The sequence below is a fragment of the Nocardiopsis sp. CNS-639 genome (assembly GCF_000381685.1).
Taxonomy (GTDB): Bacteria; Actinomycetota; Actinomycetes; order Streptosporangiales; family Streptosporangiaceae; genus Nocardiopsis; species Nocardiopsis dassonvillei.
The window spans coordinates 87203-113223 of sequence record NZ_KB906872.1 but is presented as its reverse complement, the minus strand read 5'-3'; the positions used below and the strand labels follow the sequence as shown (position 1 = coordinate 113223).

The 26021-nt window shown below is 72.8% G+C and carries 23 protein-coding genes and 1 pseudogene; 8 read left to right on the top strand and 16 right to left on the bottom strand.

The genetic code is table 11. The annotated features are described in order from the left end of the window. Positions 1-514: 514 nt before the first annotated feature. The 6 genes and pseudogenes from G011_RS0123760 to acs all read right to left on the bottom strand — a co-directional run bounded on the left by G011_RS0123760 (position 515) and on the right by acs (position 8394). Positions 515-988 carry a histidine phosphatase family protein gene (locus tag G011_RS0123760; protein WP_019610647.1) on the bottom strand — a complete coding sequence of 158 codons (474 nt, stop codon included), beginning with the start codon at positions 986-988 and terminating at the stop codon, positions 515-517. A gap of 201 nt (positions 989-1189) precedes the next feature. Then, positions 1190-3610, bottom strand: coding sequence for a sodium-translocating pyrophosphatase (locus G011_RS0123750; protein WP_019610646.1), 2421 nt, complete (start codon positions 3608-3610; stop codon positions 1190-1192). 607 nt (positions 3611-4217) lie between these two features. After that, complete coding sequence (locus tag G011_RS32665; protein WP_231391574.1) at positions 4218-4751, bottom strand: DUF309 domain-containing protein; 534 nt, start codon at positions 4749-4751, stop codon at positions 4218-4220. Positions 4752-4847: 96 nt separating this feature from the next. Continuing rightward, positions 4848-5597: pseudogene (locus G011_RS32660) on the bottom strand (alpha/beta fold hydrolase); the annotation flags it as partial. Between the two features lie 114 nt (positions 5598-5711). Further along, a complete protein-coding gene (locus tag G011_RS0123740) occupies positions 5712-6188 on the bottom strand; it encodes a phage holin family protein (protein ID WP_019610644.1) in 477 nt (158 codons plus the stop codon). A 238-nt stretch (positions 6189-6426) separates the two neighbouring features. Next, on the bottom strand, positions 6427-8394 hold the full coding sequence (gene acs / locus G011_RS0123735; protein WP_019610643.1) for an acetate--CoA ligase: 1968 nt from the start codon (positions 8392-8394) through the stop codon (positions 6427-6429). A 242-nt stretch (positions 8395-8636) separates the two neighbouring features. Here acs and G011_RS0123730 point away from each other — a divergent pair, with 242 nt between their 5' ends. From G011_RS0123730 to G011_RS0123710, 5 genes are all read left to right on the top strand, one after another. Beyond that, positions 8637-9449: a hypothetical protein gene (locus G011_RS0123730; RefSeq protein ID WP_026338589.1), complete on the top strand. Its 813-nt coding sequence runs from the start codon at positions 8637-8639 to the stop codon at positions 9447-9449. A 1058-nt stretch (positions 9450-10507) separates the two neighbouring features. Continuing rightward, positions 10508-11827, top strand: coding sequence for a septum site-determining protein Ssd (ssd, locus tag G011_RS0123725; protein WP_019610641.1), 1320 nt, complete (start codon positions 10508-10510; stop codon positions 11825-11827). Continuing rightward, positions 11824-12975, top strand: a complete 1152-nt coding sequence (locus G011_RS0123720; protein WP_019610640.1) for a TadA family conjugal transfer-associated ATPase — start codon at positions 11824-11826, stop codon at positions 12973-12975. The genes ssd and G011_RS0123720 overlap by 4 nt, the downstream gene beginning before the upstream one ends. Further along, positions 12960-13640, top strand: coding sequence for a type II secretion system F family protein (locus G011_RS0123715; protein WP_019610639.1), 681 nt, complete (start codon positions 12960-12962; stop codon positions 13638-13640). Before G011_RS0123720 ends, G011_RS0123715 begins: the two co-directional genes overlap by 16 nt. Positions 13641-13850: 210 nt before the next feature. Next, complete coding sequence (locus G011_RS0123710) at positions 13851-14561, top strand: type II secretion system F family protein (protein WP_019610638.1); 711 nt, start codon at positions 13851-13853, stop codon at positions 14559-14561. A gap of 56 nt (positions 14562-14617) precedes the next feature. Here G011_RS0123710 and G011_RS0123705 read toward each other — a convergent pair whose 3' ends face one another. From G011_RS0123705 to G011_RS0123685, 5 genes are all read right to left on the bottom strand, one after another. After that, complete coding sequence (locus G011_RS0123705; protein WP_019610637.1) at positions 14618-14809, bottom strand: hypothetical protein; 192 nt, start codon at positions 14807-14809, stop codon at positions 14618-14620. A 461-nt stretch (positions 14810-15270) separates the two neighbouring features. Continuing rightward, on the bottom strand, positions 15271-15627 hold the full coding sequence (locus tag G011_RS0123700; RefSeq protein ID WP_019610636.1) for an Rv3654c family TadE-like protein: 357 nt from the start codon (positions 15625-15627) through the stop codon (positions 15271-15273). A 5-nt stretch (positions 15628-15632) separates the two neighbouring features. After that, entirely contained in the window at positions 15633-15983 is a 351-nt protein-coding gene (locus G011_RS0123695; RefSeq protein WP_081643025.1) for a TadE family type IV pilus minor pilin, read from the bottom strand. Then, positions 15961-16098: a DUF4244 domain-containing protein gene (locus G011_RS0123690; RefSeq protein ID WP_071623111.1), complete on the bottom strand. Its 138-nt coding sequence runs from the start codon at positions 16096-16098 to the stop codon at positions 15961-15963. Before G011_RS0123690 ends, G011_RS0123695 begins: the two co-directional genes overlap by 23 nt. A gap of 227 nt (positions 16099-16325) precedes the next feature. Beyond that, positions 16326-18620, bottom strand: coding sequence for a DEAD/DEAH box helicase (locus G011_RS0123685; RefSeq protein ID WP_196808537.1), 2295 nt, complete (start codon positions 18618-18620; stop codon positions 16326-16328). 233 nt (positions 18621-18853) lie between these two features. Here G011_RS0123685 and G011_RS0123680 point away from each other — a divergent pair, with 233 nt between their 5' ends. Then, a complete protein-coding gene (locus tag G011_RS0123680) occupies positions 18854-19201 on the top strand; it encodes an STAS domain-containing protein (RefSeq protein WP_013156307.1) in 348 nt (115 codons plus the stop codon). Between the two features lie 13 nt (positions 19202-19214). Further along, entirely contained in the window at positions 19215-19763 is a 549-nt protein-coding gene (locus G011_RS0123675) for an ATP-binding protein (protein ID WP_019610632.1), read from the top strand. Between the two features lie 306 nt (positions 19764-20069). On the opposite strand, the gene G011_RS0123670 is transcribed toward G011_RS0123675, so the two are convergent. The 3 genes from G011_RS0123670 to nth form a co-directional block, all read right to left on the bottom strand. Then, positions 20070-21248, bottom strand: a complete 1179-nt coding sequence (locus G011_RS0123670) for a MarP family serine protease (protein ID WP_019610631.1) — start codon at positions 21246-21248, stop codon at positions 20070-20072. A 21-nt stretch (positions 21249-21269) separates the two neighbouring features. Next, positions 21270-21923: a CoA pyrophosphatase gene (locus G011_RS0123665; RefSeq protein WP_019610630.1), complete on the bottom strand. Its 654-nt coding sequence runs from the start codon at positions 21921-21923 to the stop codon at positions 21270-21272. 368 nt (positions 21924-22291) lie between these two features. Beyond that, positions 22292-23038: an endonuclease III gene (nth, locus tag G011_RS0123660; RefSeq protein WP_013156303.1), complete on the bottom strand. Its 747-nt coding sequence runs from the start codon at positions 23036-23038 to the stop codon at positions 22292-22294. A 301-nt stretch (positions 23039-23339) separates the two neighbouring features. Here nth and G011_RS0123655 point away from each other — a divergent pair, with 301 nt between their 5' ends. After that, entirely contained in the window at positions 23340-24014 is a 675-nt protein-coding gene (locus G011_RS0123655) for a Crp/Fnr family transcriptional regulator (RefSeq protein ID WP_174545788.1), read from the top strand. A 206-nt stretch (positions 24015-24220) separates the two neighbouring features. Here G011_RS0123655 and G011_RS0123650 read toward each other — a convergent pair whose 3' ends face one another. After that, positions 24221-25027, bottom strand: coding sequence for an MBL fold metallo-hydrolase (locus G011_RS0123650; protein WP_019610629.1), 807 nt, complete (start codon positions 25025-25027; stop codon positions 24221-24223). Between the two features lie 81 nt (positions 25028-25108). Further along, positions 25109-26002 carry an NUDIX hydrolase gene (locus tag G011_RS0123645; RefSeq protein WP_019610628.1) on the bottom strand — a complete coding sequence of 298 codons (894 nt, stop codon included), beginning with the start codon at positions 26000-26002 and terminating at the stop codon, positions 25109-25111. Positions 26003-26021 lie beyond the last annotated feature (19 nt).

Sequence of the window (26021 nt, the reverse complement as noted above, 5' to 3'; positions counted from 1 at the left end):
TGACCAACCGGGTTACCCCGGCTAATCAAAGGAACCTCCGCACACGAACCGGATGGTTCTGTGTGACGGGGCCAAAACAAACATGGCTTAAAGAAAATCAAACACGCGCTGTTGAGTTCTCAAGAAACAACCGCTCTTCGCTTACAAGCTGCTGTGAGCTTTTCCGCCGAAGGCGTTGTGCGTTTCCGCTTTGTTGTGTCTTTACTTTATCAGGTGTTCCGCGCCCCGCCAAATCGGCGGTTCGGGGTGTTTCTGATCGGGGTAAAGCCCGTTTCCTGTTTCGCTTCCGTGTTTCCTTGGAAGCGCCCTCCGAGCCTACCCGCACCGAAGCAGTGCTCGGAACGGTGATTCGGAGGAAGGAGGGGTATCCGGCACGCCCGCAGAAAATCGCGTTCGTTTCGCTCGGAAGGGTGTCGCAGCCCCTCGCGGCCCTGGGCCGTTCGGTGGCGACTCGGAGTACATTACCCGCGGGCCGGGGGTCTGGCAACTCGAAGTTGGCGTGTCGCGGGTCACACTAGTTCAGCAGTGTGCCGGAACCCGTTCCCGGGGCGGCGTAGAGCCACTCCACCTCCAGCTCGACGGCCGCGACCGTGGCCGGCGGATAGGCAACCGGGTTCCCCAGGAAGGCACCGGCCAGCTGGGCCACCGTCGGGTTGTGCGCGACGACCAGGAGCGTCCCCGCGTCGGGATCCACCTGGTTCACCAGCTCCAGGAGTGTGTCCACCCCCGCCGAGTACGCCGCCTCGGAGTAGTCCACCTCCGGGCGGGCGCCCGCTTCCATGGCCCCGAGCACACCGTCCAGCGTCTGCCGCGTTCGCCTGGCCGCGGAGCAGATGACGTGGTCGGGCACGTACCCCCGCTCGGCGAGCAGGCGGCCGACCGCCTCGGCCTGGCTCCGGCCCCGGTCGGTGAGACCGCGTTCGAAGTCCTCGAACCCGTTCTCGGCCTGGGCGTGCCGCATCAGCAGCAGCCTCCGCGCGCCGCTCACGGGGAGACCGCCGTCGCGACGACGGAGAGGGCCACGATGAACGCCACCATGGCACCCACGATGACGAACAGTCCCTTCATCCCGGACACCGGGAACCACCCCTTCGCTCGCTCGGCTGTGTTCCCAGGTTAGGCCCCCCTCCAACACGGGCGCGGCCGCCCGGGGGCTACCCGGGCGGCCGCGCAGGTCGGTGCTCCCTACCTACTTCCCCTCTCCGGCGCGGGCCTCCTCCTTGCGGTCGTCGGCGCCGTCCGCGGAGTCCCCGCCGACACCGCCGTCCCCGGCAGGGGAGACCTCACCCTTCGGCGAGGCCCCGCCTCCGGTCTCCGGGGCGCCCTTGGGCGCGGACCGGCCGCCGGTCTCGGCGAGGTCGGTCTCGGTGCCTCCTCCGCGGCGCTTGGACCACAGGATCGCGCCGACGAGCACGGCGACGGCCGCCACCGCGATCCCCGCCCGCAGGACGACGTTGTCGGCGTAGATCACCACGCTGGGCGCCACGATCAGGGCGACGAGGTTCATCACCTTGAGCAGGGGGTTGATGGCGGGGCCAGCGGTGTCCTTGAAGGGGTCGCCGACCGTGTCTCCGATGACCGTGGCGGCGTGGGCCTCCGAGCCCTTGCCGCCGTGGTGGCCGTCCTCGACGAGCTTCTTGGCGTTGTCCCAGGCCCCGCCCGAGTTGGACAGGAAGACGGCCATGAGCACGCCCGCGGCGATGGCGCCGCCCAGGAACGCGCCCAGCGGGGCGTAGCCGAGGGCGAAGCCGACCGCGATCGGCGCGAGGACGGCCAGCAGGCCCGGGGTGACCAGCTCCCGCAGCGAGTCCTTGGTGCAGATGTCGACCACGCGCGCGTACTCGGGCTTCTCCGTGCCGTCCATGATCCCCGGACGGGTGCGGAACTGGTCGCGCACCTCCATGACCACGCGGCCCGCCGCCCGGCCGACCGCCATGATGGCGAGCCCGGAGAAGAAGAACACCACGCTGGCGCCGATGATGACGCCGACGAGCACGTCGGGCTGGTCCAGTGAGAGCGAGAACGCCTCGTCGGCGTCGCCGAGCTGGGCCTGCACCGAGGTCCGGAAGGCGCCGAAGAGCGCGGTCGCGGCCAGGACCGCGGTCGCGATCGCGATGCCCTTGGTGATGGCCTTGGTGGTGTTGCCGACGGCGTCGAGCCCGGTGAGGATCTCCGCGCCCGGGCCCTCCACGTCGCCGGACATCTCCGCGATGCCCTGGGCGTTGTCGGAGACGGGTCCGAAGGTGTCCATCGCCACGATGATGCCGACGGTGGTGAGGAGGCCGGTTCCGGCGAGGGCGACGGCGAACAGGCTCAGGGTGATGGAGCCGCCGCCGAGCAGGAACGCGGCGTAGACGGCTCCGGCGATGAGGAGGGCGGAGTAGACGGCCGACTCCAGGCCGACGGAGATGCCGGAGAGGATGACGGTCGCCGCGCCGGTCTCGGAGCTGTCGCCGATCTCGCGGACGGGGCGCCGGTCGGTCTCGGTGAAGTAGCCGGTGAGCAGCTGGATGGCGGCGGCGAGCACGAGGCCGATGAGGACCGCCGCGACCGCGAGGATCCTCGGGTCCGGGTTGGTCCCGGCCTCCTCGATCTCGGCCAGGACCTGCGGGCTGACGCCGGAGAGCTGGTCGAAGCTGGAGGGCAGGTACCAGAAGGCGGTGCCGACGACGAGCACGGCGGAGATCGCCGCGGAGATGAAGAACCCGCGGTTGATCGCCGACATCGCCGTCTTGTCCCTGGCGCGGGGGGCGACCAGGAAGATGCCGACGATGGCGGTGAGCACGCCGATCATGGGGACGAGGAGCGGGAACACCAGTCCCTCGGTGCCGAAGGCGACGCGGCCGAGGATCAGCGAGGCGACGAGCACGACCGCGTAGGACTCGAACAGGTCCGCGGCCATGCCGGCGCAGTCACCCACGTTGTCGCCGACGTTGTCGGCGATGGTGGCGGCGTTGCGGGGGTCATCCTCGGGGATGCCCTGCTCGACCTTGCCGACGAGGTCGGCGCCGACGTCGGCGGCCTTGGTGAAGATGCCGCCACCCACGCGCATGAACATGGCGAGGAGGGCCGCGCCGAAGCCGAAGCCCTCCAGGACGATGGGGGCGTCGCCCCGGTAGAGGAGGACGACGACGGCCGCGCCGAACAGGCCGAGGCCGACGGTGATCATGCCCGCCACTCCGCCGGTCCGGAAGGCGATGCGCATGGCGGTGCGGTTGGAGGCCTCGTCACCGCCCCGGGCGGCCGCGGCGACCCGGACGTTGCCGCGCACGGCGAGCCACATGCCGATGAATCCGGTCGCCGCCGACAGCAGGGCGCCGAGGGCGAAGAAGACCGACCGGCCGATCGCGATGGCCCACGAGTCGGCGGGGAGCAGGAGCAGCAGGAGCGGGATGAGGACGACGAAGACCGCGAGGGTGCGGAACTGTCGTTTGAGGTAGGCCGCCGCTCCTTCCTGCACCGCGAGCGCGATGCCGCGCATTCGCTCTGTGCCCTGCCCTGCGGCGAGGACCTCACGTACCAGCACGCCCGCGACGGCGAGTGCCAGAAGGGCCACCACCATGACGATGATGACGAGGGTGAAGTCGGTGCCTGCCAGTGATAGGGCCATGCCGCCTTCAGCGGCGAGGTTGAGCCCAGACAATCCGTCCTCCTTGAGACGGGCACGACCTTTTCGGCCCCGTCCACGGGAGAACGCGCGGAACGGCTCGCCCTGTGGGCGCCGGTCCTCGCGGTCGTGGACGTACCGCCGTCCGGAAGGAGCCTGAGCTGGCTCGACGGCACGCTTGGCGGGGTCGAAGCGGTGCCACCTTTGGTTGTGGTGCGTACCGCCCGTGCCACGTGTTCACGGGCGGTGATCCGGGGAGTCTACGCACGGCGGCAAAGAAAGGTGAGAGCCGAACCCGCCATTCCTCAAGAAAATCCGAAGATGTGATCTTCCGGTGATCTCAAGAAAAGGATAAATGCCTTTTTCGGTGATATGCAGCTTATATAAGATCTCATAATGACGTAATACGATGTTAACGTTAAAGCGTGCATAAGCCCACAAAAAGGGAATCGGCCCCGCAGGCCACACAGACCTCACTGGTCACAGGAAGCGCTGGTGCCACGGGGCCCTCCGCGGGGTCCGTCACCGGTCCGCGGCGGGAGTCGAGGGCGCGTGCGCCGACGACCGGAGAACACCTGCCGCGTCGGCCGGAGGACACGCTTCCCGGCGGCTACCCGCCGAGCAGGCGCATCCCCGAAGGGTCGATCCCGTCACCCGGACGGGCGCGCCCGGCGTCGAGGTCGTCGGCCAGGGCGCGGGCGAACGCCGCCACCCCCGCCACATCCACCCCGTGGGGGGCGTCCGGTCCGAACGGCTCCACGCGGTCCGCGCCCCGCCTCAGCAGACGTGCCGCGCCGACCATGTTGCCGCGCTGCGCGTGGGTGACCCCCACGGCCGTCTGGGCGAGGCCGCGCCACAGTTCCCGCTCGGGGTCGGGCGCGGACTTCCACACGGCTTCGAGGACTTCGTGGGCGGTGAAAGCGTACCCCTGGTCGAGCAGCCGCTGGGCCTCCTCCAGACCTTCCTCCGCGGAGAACTCCGCGTCGTCGGGGACCCGCTCCACCTCGCCCCGGCTCCCGTGCGGCATCGGGCGCCCGTACCGGTCCCGGGGGCGCTGGTTCTGCGCCTGCCCGGTCTCGTTGCGGTCCCGCCCGCCTTCTCGGCCCCCGGACTCCCGGTGCCCGTCCGCGGTCTCCGTCGCCATCAGTGCCTCACCGCCGTTCCCCCTCGCCTGCGAGGACTCCGTCCGCCTCACCGCCGAGACCTCCGCGAGCCACTCGACGAGCGCGCGGGAGACCTCCTCCGGTCGTTCCTCGTGCGGGAAGTGTCCCGCGCCGTGGACCTGCCTCCAACGGTAGGGCCCCGTCACCACGCCCCGTGAGGCGCGTGCCGGTCCGGGCGGGCACACCGGGTCGAGGGTCCCGTGGAGCTGGAGGACGGGGACGCGCACGGGAGCACGGCGCATCCGCGCGTTGTAGCGGAGTCCGTCCGTGCGCCACCGCGACCGGAAGATCCAGCGGTGGCTCTCCAGGGAGCAGTGGGAGACCTTGGGGATGGCGAAGGCGCGGCGGTAGTGCTCCTCGGCCCCGGTGTCGGGCCAGCCGGGGCCCGACCACGCCCGGAGCAGGTCGCCCACGCGTTCGCACCCGTCGCTCAGGAGCCGGTGCTCGGGGAGGATCGGCAGCTGGGCCCGGAGCATGTGGCGGACGCCGGGACCGCCGGAGGCCAGGACGCGGGCCGCTCGCAGCGGGTGCGGCGACGACACCGCGGCCAGGGCGCGCACGGTACCGGGGTGGTAGGCGGTCATCGTCCAGGCGACGAGGCCGCCCAGGCCGTGCCCGACCACGGCCGCGTCCCGTGAGCCGAGGGCGCGGACCAGTCCGGCGGCGTCCTGGGCGAGGGTGACGAGGTCGTAGCCGCGGGGGGTCTTGTCGCTGGCGCCGTAGCCGCGCAGGTCTGCGGCGACCGCGCGGTAACCGGCGTCGGCGAGCGCGGTCAGTTGGGCGCGCCAGGCCCACCAGAACTGGGGGAAGCCGTGGAGGAGGAGCACCAGCGGCCCGTCACCGGCCTCGGCGACGTGGAACCGGGCCCCCGCCGCGCTGACGGTCCTGTGGGTCCAGGGGCCGTCGACGTAGGCGGCCGAGTCGTCCAACAACGCGCGGGCCTACCGGGCCGCGGGAGCGGACGCCTCGGCGGTCTCGACGGCGTTCGAGGGCGGGCGGATGTCGCCGCGCAGGATGCCGGCGAAGCGCGAGGTGGTCAGCGCGGTGCGCTGGAGGCCCTCCCGCTTGCGCAGGGTGGCGATCGCGTACAGCGCGACGGCCGCGGCGAGCAGCAGGTAGACGAGGGTGACGATGCCGAAGCTGGCCCAGCCGGGGAGCCCGGCGACCTCGTACAGGACGAAGGCCCCGGTCACCGAGAGGAGGATGACGAAGATGTGGGCGAGGACCCCGACCACCGCGAAACCGGCCACGCCCTTGCCGATCTTGGCCGCATCGGCCTTGGCCTCCAGCTTGGCCAGCTTGATCTCCAGGCTGACCAGACGGGAGATGTTGCCCGTGGCGTCTGAGACCAGTTCGCTGATCGAACGGTCGGTGTCCCTGGTGGCGCCAGGTTCACCGGTACCCGGCTTCTCCGCCATCGTGGAGGTTCCCTTCTCTCGGTCCGAACGCACGGATGATCCTCCGCATCCTCGCACATACCCGGTCTCGGACGTCTCTCACGGCACGCACAACGGCGCCGCCGCCTTCGGTCACACGGGCGGCGGGCGCGGGTCCCCGGACCGGGGAAGGCGGGGGAAGAGAGGGGAGACAGCGAACGGCGCCCCGGACCGGGGCGCCGTTCACCGGTGGGCGAGGGGCCCCGCGCGGGCCCCCGGCTCAGTCCTCCTTGGCGGAGGGCAGCTGCTTGGCGATGACCTCCATGATCGAGGAGTCGGTGAGCGTGGAGGTGTCGCCGACGGCCCGGTTCTCGGCGATGTCGCGCAGCAGGCGCCGCATGATCTTGCCCGAGCGGGTCTTGGGCAGCTCGGGCACCGCCAGGAGGCGGGCGGGCTTGGCGATCGGGCCGAGCGAGGTGCCGACGTGGTTGCGCAGTTCCTGGACCAGGTCCTCGGGGACCTCCTCCTCGCCGCCGCGCAGGATCACGAAGCCGACGATGGCCTGACCGGTGACCTTGTCCGTGGCGCCGACGACCGCGGCCTCCGCCACGCGCGGGTGGGAGACCAGCGCGGACTCGACCTCGGTGGTGGAGATGTTGTGGCCGGAGACGAGCATGACGTCGTCCACGCGGCCCAGCAGCCACAGGTCGCCGTCCGCGTCCTTCTTGGCGCCGTCACCGGGGAAGTACAGGCCCTCGAAGCGCGACCAGTAGGTGTCCTTGTAGCGCTGGGGGTCGCCCCAGATCCCGCGGAGCATGGACGGCCACGGCTCCCGGATGACGATGAAGCCGCCCTCGCCGTCGGGGACGGACTCGCCCCGCTCGTCCACGACGTCGGCGACGACGCCGGGGATGGCGCGCATGGCCGCGCCGGGCTTGCCGGAGGTCACGCCCGGCAGGGGGCTGACCATGACGGCGCCGGTCTCGGTCTGCCACCAGGTGTCCACGACCGGAGTGCGGTCGCCGCCGATGTTCTTGCGGTACCAGACGTAGGCCTCGGGGTTGATGGGCTCGCCCACCGAGCCGATGACGCGCAGGCTGGACAGGTCGAACTTGGCGGGGATGTCGTCGCCCCACTTCATGAAGGTGCGGATCGCCGTGGGGGCCATGTAGGCGATGGTGACCTTGTACTTCTCGATGATCTCCCAGAAGCGGCCCTTGTGCGGGGTGTCCGGGGTGCCCTCGTACAGGACGGTGGTGGCCGCGTTGGCGAGCGGGCCGTAGACGATGTAGGAGTGGCCGGTGACCCAGCCGATGTCGGCGGCGCACCAGTAGACGTCGGTCTCGGGCTTGAGGTCGAAGACCGCCCAGTGGGTGTAGGCGACCTGGGTGAGGTAGCCGCCGGTGGTGTGCAGGATGCCCTTGGGCTTGGCCGTGGTGCCGCTGGTGTACATGATGTACAGCGGGTCCTCGGCGTCGTGCGCCTCGGGCGTGTGCTCGGTGCTCTGGGACTCCACGACGTCGTGCCACCACACGTCGCGGTCGGTCCACTCGACGTCCTGGCCGGTGCGCCGGACGACGAGGACGTTCTCGACCGCGGGGCGGTCGGCGACGGCGGCGTCCACGGCGGGCTTGAGGGCGCTGGCCTTGCCGCGGCGGTAACCGCCGTCGGCGGTGACCACGAGCTTGGCCTGGCTGTCGTCGAGGCGCTGGCCCAGGGCGTCCACGGAGAAGCCGCCGAACACGACCATGTGGACGGCGCCGAGCCGGGCGCAGGCGAGCATGGCCACGACGGTCTCGGGGATCATCGGCATGTAGATGGCGACGCGGTCGCCCTTGCGCACGCCGAGTCCGGTCATGGCGTTGGCCGCCTGGGAGACCAGGTCCTTGAGCTCGGCGTAGGTGATGGTGCGGGTGTCGCCGGGCTCGCCCTCCCAGTGGTAGGCGACCCGGTCGCCGAGGCCGTTGGCCACGTGGCGGTCCACGCAGTTGACGGAGGCGTTGATCTTCCCCCCGACGAACCACTTGGCGAAGGGCGGGTTCCACTCCAGGGCGGTGTCCCAGGGCTGTTCCCACTGGAGCCTGCGGGCCTGCTCCTCCCAGAAGCCGAGACGGTCCTCGTCGGCCCTGGCGTAGGCGTCGGCCTTGACGTTGGCGTCGGCGGCGAGCGCCTCCGGGGGAGGGAAGCTGCGCGTCTCGTGGAGAAGGTTGGACAGTGTCTCCTGGCTCGCGGGAGTGCTGTCGGCCACTGTGATTCTCCTTACGTAGGCTGGTTCACACCCAATTAATCATGTCGTGCGATACCCCGTGAACAGGCGGGGTGGCGTCCAGCGGCGGGGAAGGCCGGGCGCGCGACGAACGGGCGGCGAACGGTCGCCCTGCCGCGACGAGCGGTCGCGGGGACCGGTTCGCGCGCTGTCGTCGGCGCGGGCCGCCGACCCGGCCCGCCGGTGTGGGCCGCCCGGGTTACCGGCGCGTAGTGTTGTTTTCCGTGAGCGAACCGACTTCTTCCCCCGTGTCCGACCCGCTGGCCCGGATCGCCGAGCTGCCCGGTGTGGCCGACGCGGTCGCCGAGACGCGGACCCTGGTCGACCGTCTGTTGGGCCACCGCGTGCTGCGCCGCCGCAGCAGCGACGTGTCCATGGAGTCCGCGCTGCGCGGCGCGGTCGCGTCGGCGGCGCTGGAGGGCGCCGAGGTCTCGATGGAGGAGATCCGCGAGGGGCACGTGTACGACACGCGCGTCAAGGGCGCGCTGCGGGTGTCCGGAGAGCTGGGGAGCCTGGTGGACACCTGGCCGAGGGCGCCGCGCCAGGCCCTGGCCCGGCTGCACACGCTGGCCGCGGCGGACGCGGTGTCCGCGGACGCGCTGGGCCGTCCCCGCAGGACCGGGGAACGCGTCGAGGACCCCCTGGGGCTGGGCCCGGCACCGGCTCCGGAGGCGGCGATGGCCCGACTGGAGGGGCTGTACTCGCTGCTGGGCGCGCGCACGTCGGTGCCCGCGCTGGTGATGTCGGCCCTGGTGCACGGGGAGCTGATGGCGGTCCGGCCGTTCGGGTGGGGCGACGGCCTGGTGGCGCGCGCGGCCGAACGGTTGACGCTGGTGGAGCGGGGTCTGGACCCCAAGTCGCTGGTGCCCTCCGAGCTCGGCCACCGGACGCTGCGGGACGAGTACGCGCCGGCGCTGCGCGGCTACATGGGCGGCACCCCGGAGGGCGTCGCCGGGTGGGTGGCCTACTGCTGCCGCGCGGTCCGCGCGGGGGCGCAGGACTCGCTGGCCACCTGTGAGGCCCTCAAGCGCGGCTGAGCGCGGGGCGCCGGCTTCCGGGCCGGAGGTCTCGAAAGCGCCCGGGGGTGCGCGAGGCGCACGGACGGGCCGGAGGCCTCGGTGGTACGCGGGGGTGTGCGAGGCGCACGGAGAAGCCGGGAAAGGGCAACAACTTTTGACGGTCGGCAACTGTGCGCGACCGAAATGTTGAACACTAATCGGTTATTTACCGACCGGTAGGTTCAGGAAGAGTATCGGTTCGATCACGCTTGCCGGTTCCACAAGGGGGCGGGGGCGGCACGGCCCTTGCGTGCGCACAGGACGAACGGCGCCCCGTCCTGTCTCCCGGGGCGCCGCCTCCGACACGTTCCGCCGGGTTAGCAGGCGTCCATTTCCCTAGTCTGATCAGGCAGGACATCAGCCTGTCCGATCTAGACGGGCCTCACGGGGCCAAGTGGCGCGTGGGTTCCCGGTTGTCGTGTCGGGGTGGTTCTCAGCCACCGACTGCTTTCTTTCTACGCCGATGTTCCGGCGACGAAAAGGCGGTTGACCCGAATTTTTGCCCTTGATTCCAGAACCGATACGGAACTCTGCGTGGTAACGTCTGTCCCGTCGTTCCCAAGAGGGCGGGCCACCCGCTTCGCACCTCCACCGTACGCGCCCCATTTCGCGTTCCGGTGGTATCCCTCTTCGCCGAATGGCGTCCGTGTGCCTTCCGGTGGTCGCGAGAGCACGTCTCTTCGCCGACCCTCACCAGAGAGCGGATCCGGTCCTCACCCCCCGGGACCGGCAGCCCCGCGTGGCGGCCTTCTCCCCCTGTGAAGGCGAGTCCCCGCGTCCGCTCATCTCGCCTGTCGGGCGGGGGTGCGTATCCGCCCCCGTATACGCATCCCGCCCGCCAGGTGAACCGGACCGCGAACGGACCCGAACCCGGCTGATCCGGGCCGTCGCCGCACCGGAGCGCCCACCTGCGCGACGCCCGGCCTCCCCGCGCCGATCCGAGCCCCGCCGACGTTGTCCACAGCTCCGAATCGGGGCTTCCGCCGTCGTGCCCGGTCGGCGAAGGTCGAGGAAAGCCCCTCGACCCGGGAGGTCCCATGGACGACCAGCACCGGCCCCTGCTCGCGACCGCCGACCCCCTCCTCCTCGACGACCTCCTCAGGCTGGCCACCGCCGCCTCCACCGAGGTCACCGTCGCCCACACGCTCGACCGGGCGCTGAGCCTGTGGCCGCGCGCCCCGCTCGTCGTGGTCGGCACCGACCTGCGCGCGCTCCTGCGGGCCGCCGACCCTCCGCCGGGCCGCCACGTGGTCGTGACCCGGGATCCCCGGGAGGCCGCCGTCGGCGGGGACCCGTCGGGGGAGGGGGAAGCGCCGCCGGTCGCCGCGGTGCCCCGGCCGCGCGTCCCCCCGGAGCGGTACCGACCGGTCGCCCACGCGCAGGGCTCCCCTCCGGACGGTCCGGAGGAGGCGTACCGGCCGGGCCCCGCCGCGGAGCACCCGACCTCGGACATGCGCGTGGCCGGGCACCGGTCGGGCGTTCCCCTGGAGGCCCCGGCTCCGGACGTCGCCGGGGAGGGGTCCCCGCGGGGGTTCCGGGAGGCACGCGTGCTCCTGCTGCCCCGGGACGAGGCGCTGCTGGTCGACCTGCTCGCGAGGGCGTCCTCCCCCGGCCGGGCTCCGGCGCCCACGGTGTCGGTGGTCGGCGGCCGGGGCGGTGCCGGGGCCAGCCTGCTCGCGGTGGCCCTCGCCCTGGCCGGTGAGCGCGCCGGGCGCTCCACCGCCCTGCTGGACGCCGACCCGTTCGGATGCGGCCCCGACGTCTACCTCGGGTGCGACCGGGGTCCCTCCCCCGGTCCCGAGCGGTGGACCGGCTGGGGCGACCTGCTGCGCAGGCGCGGCCGGGTGCGCTGGCGCGACCTGCGCGCCGGACTGCCGGGGACCTCCCGGGTGTCGGTGCTGACCTGGACGCGCGGCCGGGAGCCGACCGGCCCCCTGCCGGTGGGTGCCGTGCGCGCGGTCCTGTCCTCGGCCAGGGACGGTACCGACCTGGTGGTGGCCGACCTGCCGCGCTCCTTCGACCCGGCCACCACGGTGTTCTTGAACCGGTCCGACCTGGTGCTGCTGGTCGTCCCGGCGGACGTGCCCTCGGTGGTGGCGGCGACCAGGACGGTCGCCCGGCTGCGTGAGGAGACGCGGACCGTGCGGCTGGTGGTGCGCGGCGCCCGGGGCGAACTGAGCGCGGACGTGGTGTCCAGGGCCTTGAAGGTGGACCTGGGCGCGGACCTGCCGTCCGAGCCGGGGCTGGCCCGGTCGCTGGCCGCGGGGGACGTGCCCGCCCGCCACCCCCGTTCGCCCCTGGCCCGGTACGCCGACCGGGTCGTTGCGGGCCTGCCCGCACTGGAGGAGGTCCGGTGAGCCCCCTGGTGGAGGCCGTGCGCAACCGCCTGGTGGCGTCCGGGGTGCCGGTGAGCCCGTCGAGCGTCGCGGCGGCGCTGCGCGCCGAGGGAGGTCTGCTGGGCGACACCGAGGTGCTGTCCATGACCCGCCGTCTGGCCGCCGACCTGTCCGGGGCCGGGCCGCTGGAGGAGCTCATGACGTCGGGGGTCACCGACATCCTCGTCAACGGTCCCGACGAGGTGTGGGTGGACGACGGCGGAGGCCTGCGCCGGGCCGGGGTGCGCTTCGAGTCGGCGGACGCGGTACGCCGACTGGCCCAGCGGCTGGCGGCGCAGGCGGGGAGACGGTTGGACGCGGCCGTGCCCTACGTGGACGCCCGGCTCCCCAACGGCGCGCGGCTGCACGCGGTGCTGCCGCCGGTGGCGCCCGCCGGGGCGTGCGTGTCGCTGCGGCTGCCTCCCCGGCGGGTGTTCACCCTGGAGCGGTTGGCCCGGAGGGGGACGGTCACCCCGTGCGGGGCCGAGCTGCTGCGGTCCCTGGTGTCCTCGCGGGTGCCGTTCCTGGTCAGCGGGGGCACCGGCACGGGCAAGACCACGCTGCTGTCGTGCCTGCTCTCCCTGGTGGACCCGGGGGAGCGGATCGTCCTGGCCGAGGACTCCCCCGAGCTGCGGCCCGAGCATCCGCACGTGGTGCGCCTCCAGACCCGGCCGCCCAACATCGAGGGCAGCGGCGAGGTGTCGCTGGAGACCCTGGTCCGACAGGCGCTGCGGATGCGTCCGGACCGGCTGGTGGTCGGCGAGGCGCGCGGGCCGGAGATCGTGTCCTTGCTGGGCGCTCTGAACACCGGGCACGAGGGCGGCGCGGGGACCCTGCACGCCAACGGCGCAGGCGACGTGCCCGCCCGGGTGGAGGCGCTGGGGTGCGCGGCCGGACTGGACCGGGCCGCCGTGCACAGCCAGCTGGCCGCCACCAGGGTCATGGTCGTGCACCTGGTCCGGGACTCCGGCGGGCGGCGCCTGGCCGAGCTGCGGGTGCTCAGACGCGGTTCGGACGGGCTGGTGGACGCGGTGCCGGCGGTGTCCTTCGGTCCCGACGGCAGCCGCCGGGAACACGCGGGAGCGGACGAGGTGGCCGCCCGGTTGGGCGGGGGGTGGCGCCGGTGGTGACCGCGCTGGCGGCCTGTTCGGGAGGCCTGGTGCTGCTGTGCCTGGTTCCCGGGGCGCGGCGCAGCCGGTTGGCGTCCCTCCTTCCCCGGTCCCGGCGGCCGGTGCCGTGGTCCGTGGACTGGCGGGCGCTGGCGGCCCGTGCCGGTGAGGGCGCCCGGCGCCGCGCCGCGGTGGTGGTGCTGTGCCGGGTGCTGGCCGCCGAACTGCGCGCCGGGCAGCCGCCGGAGGAGGCCCTGCGGATCTCCGCCGCCGAGGCGGGCCCGCTGGTGGGTGCCCCGACCGACGCGGCGTCGTTGCGCCGCGAGGCCGAGCGCGAACCGGACCTGTGGGCACTGGCCTACCTGGCGGTGTGCTGGGAGGTGGCCGCGGACACCGGGGCGGGTCTGGCCGAGGTGGTGGACGCCCTGGCCGCGAACCTCACCGAGCAGGAGGAGCAGCGCACGGAGGCCGCCGCGCGCACCACCGGTCCGCGCACCACCGCGATCGTGCTGGCCGCCCTGCCCGCCGTCGGACTGCTGTTGTCCTCGGGCCTGGGCGGATCGCCGCTGGTGTTCCTGTTCACCACGCCGCTGGGGTTGGCCTGCCTGGTGGGCGGGGTGGCCCTGGACGCTCTCGGGACCTGGTGGACGCTGCGCATGGTGCGTTCGGCGACCGCCTTTCCCTGACAGGGCCAGGGCAACGGGACTCGGACGGCAGACCCCGTCCGAGAAGCTGGCCGGAGGCCCGTCAGGGGGCCTCGGCCGGGAATCCGGCCCGGCTTCGGGTCCAGGGCCTGGGCGTCGGCCGTCGAGCCGGCCCCGGCGAGGGACGGCTGGCCACGGTCGGCATCGCTCCGGCCGCGGTGGCGGAGCGCGAGGAAGGAAGAGGGAGGACGGATGTTCCTGACGGTCGCCGCGGTTCTGGGAGCCGCGTGTGTGTGGGTACTGCTGGGCGGGGGGACGGCGCGCGAACTGCGTCCGCCCTCCCGTGCTCCGGCCGGGCCGGGGCTGCCTGTCCGGCTGCTGGGGCCGACCCTGGCGGGGGCGTTCGCGCTGACCGTCGCGGTGGCCCTGTTCGGCGCGGTCGGGGGCCTCATCGTGGCCGGGGTGTGCGCCGCCCTGTGGGTACGCGCCCGCAGGAGCGCCGGTTCCCGTTCTCAACGGCTGCCGGTGACCGCCGACCTGCCCGTGGTGATCGGTCTGCTCGCCTCGGGCATCCGCGCCGGGGCGACGGTGCCCGCCTGCCTCACTGCGGTGTCCCGGGCGACGCGGGGAAGGCTGGGGGAGGAACTGGCCGCGGTGGCCGAACAACTGCGCCTGGGCGCCGCTCCCGCCGAGGCGTGGCGGCGCCCGGCGCTGCCCGAGCCCCTCGTCCCGGTGGGGCGCGACCTGGCCCGGGCCGCCGACACCGGGGCACCGGTGGCCGACCTCCTGGACCGGCACGCGGTCGATCTGCGCCGGACCCTGCGGGCCCGGGGAACAGCACGGGTGGAGCGGCTGGGCGTGCTGGTGGTGGCGCCCCTGGGTCTGTGCTTCCTGCCAGCGTTCGTGCTGATCGGCATCGTGCCGATGGCCGCCGAGCTGCTGTCCCGGGCCCTGGACGGTTGAGGTCCCGGGCCCGGTCGCGTGTGCGGCGGCGCGGTGACGCGGTGACGCGGTGACGGTCAGGGTTGCTCGTCCCGGGAGCCGCGCCGCCGCTGGCCCTCGTAGGGGACGGGGAAGCGGGGCCAGCCCACGGACAGGCGCAGCACCGGCACCACGACGCACAGCAGCGCCAGGATTCCGGTCGAGACGTTGCCGACGATCCGCAACGCCGTACCGGTCGGGGTCGGGGCGGCGGCCGTGCGGTACACCACCGGTTCACTGAGGGGCGAGGGCGCGTCCGTCGCGTCGCGTGGGCTCTCCCGCTCGGGGCGGGACGGTTCCGGGGAGGCGGGGACCGGTGACGGTTCGGCGCACCGCTCGGGACCGGCGGAAGGGGCCGTTCGGCCGGAGTTCCCGAGGGCTCCGAAGCCGACGGGTTCGTCGGAGCGGAGGGGGTCATCGGAGCGCGCGGCCTCGGTGGGCCCGTTGGGGGAGGCCGAATCCTCTACACCGGTAGCGCCCGTTCTGTCTTGAGGTCCAAGGGCGTGGGTGAGACCGGCGGAACCAGGGGCGTGCGCGGAGTTCTCGGGAGTGATGGAAACACCGGAGTGGTCGACACCGAGGGGATCTGTGATCTGTGGCGCGGGCGAGGCGGGGCAGGGCGGTGCGCCCCCGGGCTGGGCGGGGGCTCCCAGCAGGAGGGCGCACATCAGCACGGAGACGGGGGCAGGACTCATTCCACTTCCTCGGAGGAGACGGCGGCCGGTCCGGCCAGGGAGCGCGCCCGGACAGGCCGTTCGATGAGGGACGAGGAGACCGCGACCACCACCTCGACGGTGGAGCCGGTGAGGACGCAGGATTCGAGGGAGGCGCGGTTGGCCTCGGCGGTGTCGCGGGCCTGCGCGCAGGCCCGCTCCGTTCCGTGGACGGCCCCGGCGGCGGCAGCGAGTGCGGCCAGGTCGGCCGCGGTGGTGGCGCGGTCGCGGTCGAGCCGCGCCGCGGAGGTCGCGAGGACGGCGAGGGTGACGAACCAGAGCAGCGCCCCCAGGGCGACCCACCAGACGGTGGCGGAACCGGAGTCGGAGCGCACCGGGGTCAACTCCCGGGTTCGAGGGGGACGGCGGCACTGCCGTCCACCGGCAGGGAGACCCCCGGACCGAACAGGAGTCGGGCCCGTACGGTGACGCGGGCCATGCCCCCGTCCTCGGACAGGTGCACGTCCGCTCCGTCGGGAGCGGCGGTCAGCGCCAGGGAGCGGGCACGGTCGTGGGCTTCGCCGCGGGCCAGCGCCCGGGCGCCCACGCGCGCCGCGTCGGCACAGGAGAGCTGGGCCGACGCGGCCTGGACGGCACCGAGGGCCACGGCCAGGACGAGCAGCAGGGAGGGCAGCACCATCGCCGCCTCCGCGGTGGCCGAGCCCCGGTCAAAAACCCGAGCCGAGCGCATTGACCACGAGATCGGTGAGGACGTCCTCGACCGCACCGCTGGTGAGCACGGCGTAGAGGACCCCGGCGAAGGCGACCGCCGCGATGGTGCAGAAGGCGTATTCGGAGGTCGTCATCCCGGCGTCCGCCGGGGACGGCGCGGCGGTGGGAGGGGACACGGGAGGGGACGTGGGCACGGGAGCGGACATGGCGGCCTTCCTGGTGGGGGGCCGTCTGCTGCGGCCCTCTTCCTCCAGGTTCGGCGGGCCGGAGCCGACGCGAAAGCCCCTTCCTCAGCCTGTGGATAACTCCCTCCGCGCCCCCGCGCTTCGTCCACAGGCTGTGGACGGCCTCGTCCCGGCCGTCAGTCCTCGCCGTCCGCGAGGACCTCGTCGAGCAGGCGCAGCGCACCGGCCTTGCTCAACGGCTCGTTGCCGTTACCGCACTTGGGCGACTGGATGCATGACGGGCAGCCCTGGTCGCACTCGCAGTCGGCGATGGCCGCGCGGGTCGCGGACAGCCACTCGCGCGCCGCCGCGTACCCCCGTTCGGCGAAGCCCGCGCCGCCCTCGTACCCGTCGTAGACGAACACCGTCAGCCTGCCGGTGTCGCCGTGCATGGACGTGGACACCCCTCCGATGTCCCAGCGGTCGCAGGTCGCCAGCAGCGGCAGCAGCCCGATCGCGGCGTGCTCGGCGGCGTGGGCGGCGCCCAGCAGCCCCACGTCCTCCCGGCGCAGCCGCTCCTCGCCCTCGGCGGGCAGCGTCCACCACACCGCGCGGGTGTCGAGGGTGCGCTCGGGCAGGTCCAGCGACTGCTCCCCCAGGACCGAACCGGTGCGCACGTCCCTGCGCAGGAACCCGACCACCTGGCGCACCACCTGCACCTCGCCGAAGTACACGGTGGCCCCGCTCGACCACTCCTCCTGGCGCAGCACCGACCGGACCGTGATGTCGGTGGTGTCGCGCGCCCAGGTGCTGTAGGGCGGCTCCGCCGGGTGGACCAGGGCGACGCCCTCGTCGAGGTCGAGGTCGTCGACCAGGTACGTGTACCCCTGGTGCAGGTACACCGCGCCGGGGTGGACGGTGCCGTGGGCGGCGGGCTCGTTGACCTCGCCGAGCAGCTGGCCGCTCCCGGTATCGACGATCTGCACGGGAGGCCCGCCCGACCCGCGGATATCGGCCAGGTCGCTGGCCCGTTCGTTACTCGTCCAGAACCAGCCCCGTGGACGCCTTCGCAGCAGGCGGCGTTCGACGAGTTCGGCGAGCCGCTCCTCGGTCGTCGCTCCGAAGAGGTCGAAGTCGTCCTTGGTGATCGGCAGCTCCTGGGCCGCCGCGCACAGGTGCGGCCCCAGGATGTGCGGGTTTTCCGGATCGAGGACGGTCGCTTCTACGGACCGGCCGAAAATGGCCTCCGGGTGGTGTGCCAGGTAGGTGTCCAAAGGGTCGTCACGGGCGATGAACACCGCCAGCGCGTCCTCCCCGCGCCGTCCGGCACGGCCCGCCTGCTGCCACAGTGACGCGAGGGTTCCCGGCCACCCGGCGATGAGCACCGCGTCCAGACCACTGATGTCCACCCCCAGTTCCAGGGCGTTGGTGCTGGCCAGGCCGAGGATCTCCCCCGAGCGCAGGGCCTCCTCCAGCTCCCGGCGCTCCGAGGCCAGGTATCCGCCCCGGTAGGCGGCCACCCTCCCGGCCAGGGCGTGGTCGCCGCGCTCGGCCAGCAGGCGCTGAGTGGTCAGCGCGACCACCTCCGCACCCTGCCGGGAGCGGACGAACACCAGGGTGCGCACACCGTCGCGGACCAGGTCGGCGAGCATCTCGGCGGCCTGCGAGGGCGCCGTCCTGCGGATCGGCGCTCCGTGCTCGCCGGTCAGGTCGGTCAACTCCGGCTCCACCAGTGCCACGGACATCCCCGGACGCGGGGAACCGTCCCGGCTGACCGCCGTGACGGGCACGCCGGTCAGCCGGGTGGCGCTCTCGGCGGGGCTGCCGGAGGTGGCCGAGGCGAGCACGAACACCGGACGCGACCGGTAGCGGGCGCACACGCGGCGCAGCCGACGCAGGATCTGCGCGACGTGCGAGCCGAAAACCCCCCGGTATCGGTGCGCCTCGTCGATCACCACGTAACGCAGCCGACGCAGGAAGCGCGCCCACGCACCGTGGCGGGGCAGGATGCCGTGGTGCAGCATGTCCGGGTTGGTGAGCACGTAGTTGCCGTGCTCGCGCACCCAGGAGCGCTCCTCGGTCGGTGTGTCGCCGTCATAGACGGCTGTCCGCATTCCCGGCAGGGAGAGGTCCGTTATCCACCGCAGCTGGTCCTGGGCGAGCGCCTTGGTCGGAGAGAGGTAGAGCACGGTTCCGCCCGCGTCAATCGCGTCCACAGCGGGTAGGAGGAAGGCGAGTGACTTCCCCGAGGCGGTACCCGTGGCTATGATCACATCACGGCCCGAACGTGCGAGGTCGGCGGCTTCGGCCTGGTGGGACCACGGTCCCGTGATCCCCCTGTCGGCGAGCCGTTCGACCAGGTGGGGCGCGGTCCACACCGGCCACTCCCCGCTCACCCCGTCGTTGCGGGCCACGTGCTCGATGTGGGTCACCTGTGGGTACCGGGTATCGTCACGCCACACACCGGGAAGCACGGGCTCCGGTCGCCTCATCCGAGACCCCTCCTCACTGGTACGCGTTCGAGGCCCGCAGGCGCCTCTCACCCAAGGGTGGAGCACTGGGACATTGGTTTCAGTGTGACATCCGAGGGAACAGTGGCGCGGTGTCACGGTTTTTCTGTGCATCACAGGAAGACGCACTCGACACGCGTGGTTGAATGCGTGCTGGTGGGGTAACGCCCGGCAGAGATCATTCGCGTTTTTCGCGGTTCGGCGCTGGAGGACTAGTGGACTTGAAGCTTGATCATTACACCGAGGGCGACACCGAGATCGTCGTCGTTGAGGGTGAGATCGATGTCTATACCGCGCCCCGGCTCCGCGAGCTGCTGATCGACCTGGTCAACAAGGGCAACTTCCACCTCGTGGTCAACATGGAGAAGGTGGAGTTCCTGGACTCGACGGGCCTCGGTGTGCTCGTGGGCGGGCTCAAGCGCGTCCGGGCCCACGACGGGACCCTCGACCTGGTCTGCACCCAGGAGCGCATCCTGAAGATCTTCCGGATCACCGGTCTGACCAAGGTCTTCGGCATCCACGACTCGGTGCAGGAAGCCATCGACAAGCGTTCCGCGAAGTAGCCCCGAGCGAGCGATGGCAACCATCACGCTCACGATCAGCGCGCTCCCCGCTCACGTGCGCACGGCGCGGCTCATGGCCGCCACCGTCGCACGGCGGGCGGGTATCGCCGCCTCAGCGATCGACGAGATCAGGCTGGCGGTCGGTGAGGCGTGTTCCCGGGCGGTGGCGGCACACAAGCTGCACTGCCCCACACAGCCGATCCTGCTCCAGTTGATCGACGGCAGCGGGCCTGATCCGACGTCGGAGTCCCGCACCGACGCCACGAGCAGCATCCTGCGCGCCAACGGGAGCGCGACGCAACGTTTCGAGGTCGTCGTCTCCGACCGTGCCCCGGCCAAGGACACGGAGGAGCCCACCAACCCGTCCCTGCTCGACGGGCTCTTCCTGGACGGTGAGGACACCCCTCCCGGCGGGATCTCCGGGTTCTCCCCGGGGCTGGGCCTGGCGGTCATCACGGGTCTGGCCGACGAGGTGAAGATCGACCCCAGCGACCGGGGGACCGTGGTGCGGATGAGCTGGCCGCTGGCCACGGAGCCCTCGCCCGACCCGAGTTCCAACTAGGGTCGGCCGGGCCGGTATCCGAACGCTCACGAGGGCGCCTCCCCGCGGGGAGGCGCCCTCGGTGTGTCACGGGCCGCCCGTCACGCCGGGAGACCCGGCGCGGCCGCGAGGCCTGCGCCGACACAGGCGCGGGTTCCGGGTGGATGCGGGACCGCGGGGCGTACGCCGACGCGGGCGCGGGGCCCGGAGCGAAGGCGGGCAGCACGGTGCCGACCGTGCCCCTGGGCCCCCTGTACATCCAGTCAACCGCCTCCCGCGCGCCCCCGAAAGCCCCGGATCCGGCCTGTGGACAACGCAGCCACGCGATCAGTCGCAGGCCTGGGAGGAGACCTGCTCGTTGTTCTCCAGGCCGCTCTGGGCGTTCTCCGCGACCTCGTCGGCGGTGAGCACGTAGCCCGTCTCGGGCTCGTTCGTGGCGGCGGCGAAGACCACCCCGTACACGGTGCCGTCCGGCGACAGCAGCGGGCCGCCGGAGTTGCCCGGGCGCACCACGGCGCGCACCTGGTAGATCTCCCGGCTCACCTGCTGGGAGTGGTAGAAGTCCGGCCCCTGCGCCGTCTGGCGGGCACGGACGCGCGCCGGGACGGCCGTGAAGCCGCTGTTGCGCGGGAAGCCCGCCACGACCGCGTCACCGCCCTGCGGGGCCTCGTGGGTGAACTCCAGCGGTTCCAGGTCCAGGCCCGGCACGTGCAGCACGGCCAGGTCCTGCTGGGCGTCGAAGAGCACCAGCGTGGCGTCGAGCTGGTAGCCCTCCCGGGTGACCACCCGCAGGTCGTCGGTGACCCCGGCGACCACGTGCGCGTTGGTCATGATCCGGTCCTCCCCGTAGGCGAAGCCGGTCCCCTCCACGCGGCGCTGGCACGAGGGCGCGGTGCCCAGCACCTTCACCACGCTGCGGCTCGACTCGATCAGTTCCGGGGTGGTGAGCACGTCGGGGTCCGGCGGCGCCACCTCGGCCAGCTCACCGGTGCCCAGGCCGCTGAACACCTGCGGGAAGGCGCTCTGGTCCACGATCCGGCGGAACGTGGAGAACCCGCTGTGGGCGGCCTCGGGCATCAGCGTGTCCACCGAGTGGAGGATGCGCGAGTCCCTGACCTGGCCCGCGACGAACGGCAGCGCCGAGTTGGCCACCGTGCTGCCGATGAACCAGGCCACGAGCAGCACCGAGAGCCCGCTGATCAGGGCGCCGCCGATGGCGTCCAGGACCCGCGCCGAGTCCCACGTCACCTTGTTGCGGACGAAGGTGCCCAGGTAGGAGAGCAGGAACTGGCCGAGCGCCGCGGACAGGAACACCACGGCGATCGCCAGCAGCGCCTGCCTGCCGGGGTCCTCCACCCACGCCTGGATGGGTGCCGGGGCCGTCAGGGCGGCGAGGACACCCCCTCCGACGAAGCCCGCGAAGCTGAAGACACCGACGATGAAACCCTGTCGGTACCCCGTCACCGCGAACAGCAGCAGCAGGACGACCAGGATCACGTCGAGCACATTGCCCTCCAAGAGTGAGCGCTAACCGACCGGCCGCAGGCCCTGCGGGGTTGCTTCGAACACTTCGGTGAGACCCTCGTCGCGCCAGGGAAGTTCCCAGCCGCCCAGGGCGAGCAGGCTGTCGATCACCGCGCCGGTGAAGCCCCACACGAGCATCCCCTCCACCCGGAAGCCGGGCCCCCAGCGGGGCCCGCCCCCGTAGCGCACCTTGACCCGGTTGGCCGGGTCGGCGAGGTCGGCGACGGGCACGCGGGAGACCGCGGCGACCTCGCCCAGGTCGGTCGGCCGCACCTCGCTGGGCTCGCGCCACCAGCCCAGGACGGGCGCCACCCGGAAGTCGCTGAAGCTCAGGTACAGCTCGGGGAGGCGGCCGACGACGTCGACCCCCTCGGGGAGGAGGCCGGTCTCCTCGGCGGCCTCGCGCAGCGCCGCGGCCTCCGGGGAGGCGTCGGAGGGCTCGATCCGGCCGCCGGGGAAGGCGGGCTGTCCGGCGTGGCGGCGCAGCCCCTCGCTGCGCTGGATGAGGAGGAGGTCGGGGCCCCTGGGCCCCTCTCCGAAGAGGATGAGGACGGCGGACTCGCGCCCTCCCTCGGCGGGCGGCCGCATGGGCGGCGGCACGGTCATCGTCTCGGCGGCGTCCGCGAGCGCGGCCAGCCAGAGCGGGATCGAGTTCATGCGGGGAACCTGTTCCGGGAGTCGTCGCGCCGTCGGTGGGTCGAAGGGGCCGTGCGCCGGGCTCCTCGCGGGGCCGCGGGGCCCGCGCCCGGGGGAGCGCCGCGCGAGGGAGCGCGTCGTTCCCGGGGAGTCGTCACGTCGTCGGACCTCCCCCGGCGCCGGCGGGCGGGGGTACCGCCGTCACACGGGGCGCCGCGAACCGGGACGCCCGCGACGGGGACGATGTGCGCACACTCACGTGATCAGGGTACAAACCTCCGGCGCCTGCTCCCGATGCGCGCCCGGCCGCCCCTGTGCGACCGGGCGCCGGGACGGGGCGCCCGCCCGGGTCCGCACCCCGCACACGCGGGCGGCCGGCCCCGTGGGTCTCAGGAGAAGGAGCGCATCCGCAGCAGCTTGGTCGCGGTTGCGGTGTCCGTGGGCCCCTCGCCGAAGGAGGGGCACAGACGGGCCAGGCCGCAGGCCCCGCACGCGGGCTTGCGGGAGTGGCAGACCCGGCGGCCGTGCCAGATGACGCGGTGGGAGAGCATCGTCCAGTCCCGGCGCGGGAAGAGCGCGCCGATCTCGTGCTCGACCTTGACCGGGTCCTCCTCGTCGGTCCACCCGAAACGACGGACGAGCCGCCCGAAATGGGTGTCAACAGTGATACCGGGCACATCAAAGGCGTTACCGAGCAGTACGTTTGCGGTCTTTCGCCCTACACCGGGTAGTTTGACCAGGTCGGAGAGTTTCCTCGGAACCTCTCCACCGTGCCGTTCGCACAGTTCCTGCCCGAGCCCGATGAGGCTGTTGGCCTTGGCCCGGAAGAAGCCGGTCGAGCGGATCATCTCCTCCAACTCCTCCCGCCGCGCCGAGGCGTAGCCCTCCGCGTCGGGGTAACGGGCGAAGAGGGCGGGGGTGACCTGGTTGACCCGCTTGTCCGTGCACTGGGCGGACAGGATCGTCGCGACCAGCAGTTCCAGGGGGGTCGTGAAGTTCAGTTCGCAGTGGGCGTCCGGGTACAGCTCGATGAGTTCCCGGTACATCCTGCGGGCGCGGCGGACCAGCGCGAGCCGGCTCTCACCGGTGGGCGTGGTCGTCGGCTCGGTCGCGTCTGGTGTGTCACGGGGCATCATCACAGGGTAGGCGTCCCGGTGACGGGGCGGACCGCGGCCCGGCGGCCGTGCTCGCGCGGCCGTCGCGAGCGGGTCCGCGCCACCGTCGGCGGACGGGGCTATGTAACCAATGTCCGGTGGCGCGGCGCGGACAGCCCTGGTACAGAACTGATGACGGCTAGGATCGCAGGGGCTGACGTCGGCTGTTGTGGGCAGTTGTCTCTCGGCGGACAAGCCGGGATCACGACCTGGTTTCACACCCGGGTGCGATATACGTCACACTGTTGGCGGTCAGGTTTTAGGAGGACGTGTGGTGGACGAGATCAACGAGGTGCTGCGGAAGGCCCCTCTGTTCGAGGCGCTGGACGAGGAGGACACGGCCGCACTCCGCTCCTCGGTGAACGAGGTGCGTCTCGGCCGCGGCCAGACCCTGTTCAGCGAGGGCGACGAGGGCGACCGCCTGTACGTCATCCTCAGCGGGAAGGTGAAGCTGACCCGCACGGCCGTGGACGGCCGCGAGAACCTGCTCGGGGTGCTCGGCCCCAGCGAGATGTTCGGCGAGCTGTCGCTGTTCGACCCGCGCCCGCGCACCGCGAGCGCCGTCGCGGTCACCGACTCGGTGCTCGCGGGACTGGGCCACGACGACCTGCGCCCGTTCCTGTCCAGCCGCCCGCAGGTGTCGCTCCAGCTGCTCAAGGCGCTGGCCGCCCGCCTGCGCCGGACCAACGACGTGATGGCCGACCTCGTCTTCACCGACGTGCCCGGCCGCGTCGCCAAGGCTCTGCTGGAGCTGGCCGACAAGTTCGGCAAGGAGGGCGAGGACGGACTGCACGTCCACCACGACCTCACCCAGGAGGAGCTCGCCCAGCTGGTCGGCGCCTCCCGTGAGACGGTCAACAAGGCCCTCGCCGAGTTCGCCCTGCGCGGCTGGCTGCGGATCGAGGCCAAGGCCGTCGTCCTGCTCGACGTCGAGCGGATGCGCCGTCGCGCCCGCTAGACCGTGCCCCTCGGGCGGGGACTCCCGGGGGCGCTGACGTTCGCGCCCCGCGCCGGGGCTCCCCGGGCCTGAACGCTGTGTGGCCGCTCCCCCCTGCGGGGTGGGCGGCCACAGCCGTGTCCGGAGCCGTCCGCGCCCGATTCCCGGTGCCCCTGGGTCCGGGGGGCCGCCGCGCCCCGGACCCGGGTCGGGGGAGCGCTCGCCGACTAGGTCTCGACACCCTCGGGGAGTTCGCCGCGCGCCGAGAGGTAGCGCAGCTGGGCGCGCACCGACGAGGCGGCCGCGAACCGGATCTGCTCGGTGACGTCGGGGTAGACGCGGTCGACGATCTGCTCGACCCCCGTCGCCCCCGCGCGCACCGCGTCCAGGACCTGCCCCAGGCGCGACTCGCGGTGGTCGACGTAGGAGTCCAGCACCGTCGCCGGGGCCGTGATGATCGGGCCGTGGCCGGGCAGCAGGGTGCGCACGTCGTGCTCGCGCACGAGGGAGCGCAGCCGGTACAGCGACTCCATGTAGGGGCCCAGCCCGTCGTCGCCGTCGATCACCGTGGTGCCGTGGCCCAGGACGGTGTCGCCGGTCAGGATGGTGTTGTCCGCCTCCACCATCAGGCAGACGGAGTCCTCGGTGTGGCCGGGGGTGGCGATCACCCGTACCCGAAGGCCGTCGGCCTCCAGGACCTCTCCGTCGGACAGGCCGCGTCCGCCGACCCTGGTCCCCGGATCGACCGCGTGCACGGGGGCGCCGGTCAGCTCCGAGAAGTACCGGGCGCCCTCCCCGTGGTCGGGGTGGCGGTGGGTCACCACGGCCATCAGCACCTGGGCGCCCTGCTCCTGCACGGTCCGCGCCACGCGCTCCAGGTGGCGCTCGTCGTGGGGGCCGGGGTCGACGACCACGACCCCGCGCGCGCCCGGCTCCCGCAGGATCCAGGTGTTGGTGCCCTCCAGCGTCATCGGGCCGGGATTGGGGCACAGCACGCAGCTGGCGCGCAGTGTCCCGGAACCGTCGATCCTCATCGCACCTCGCTTCGCTCGCCGAACCGGACCGGGGAGCGGCCGGGGCCTCCGGCACGCGCGGCCCCGCTGCCCGGCGGCCCCTCAGGGAGTCGCGTCGGGTTTCGGGAGGGGGTAGTCCACCCCGTTCGGCGCGACGACGCGCAACTGGCCGCCGACCTCCCGGACAACCGGCTCAATGGGGACGATATCCCGTCGGGCCTCCCGTACTCCCCGGAGGGTCCGGCAGTCCGCGAGTTCGGCGCAGTTCACGACCGTGGGCGGCAGCATCGGCATCCGGCCCGCCTCCCACTCGCCGTGGACGGCGGCGGGGTCGGTCCACCGGGTGAGGTCGGCCTCGCCGCCCACGTCGCGCGAGGCCTGCCCCGGAGGCAACTCGGCCGCGAAGAACCAGGTGTCGTAGCGGCGCGGCTCGGCCCTCGGGGTGATCCAGCGCGACCACGCGCGCAGCCACTCCGAGCGGAGCACGAGGCCGCGCCGGGCCAGGACCCCGGTGAAGGAGTGGGAGCGGTCGATCAGTCCCAGCCGGTCCCGCTCCCACTCCTCGGAGGAGGTGTCGAGGGTGATGGCCTCCCCACCCGCACGCCCGGGTTCGCCGGCCAGCAGGACGCCGGTCTCCTCGAAGGTCTCGCGGACCGCGGCGCACACCAGCGCCCGGGCCATGCGCACGTCGGTGCCCAGCGTGCGCGCCCACTCCTCGGGGCCGGGGCCGGTCCAGGGCAGGTCGCCGTCGGCGTCGCGCGCGTCCACCCCGCCGCCGGGGAAGACGTAGGCGCCCGGGGCGAACCCCATGGAGCGGACCCTGCGCATGAGCAGGACCTCCATGGGGCCGTCCGCGCCCCCGTCCCGGACACCGCCGCGGGGACGCAGGAGCATGACCGTGGCGGCCGGGCGGGGCTCGACGGCGCCGCCCGGCGCGGAGCCGCCCGGCGCCGCGCCCCCGTTCCCGGTGCCTTCGCCTGCCGGGACGTCGCGCATCGGCGTACCCTCCTCCTCG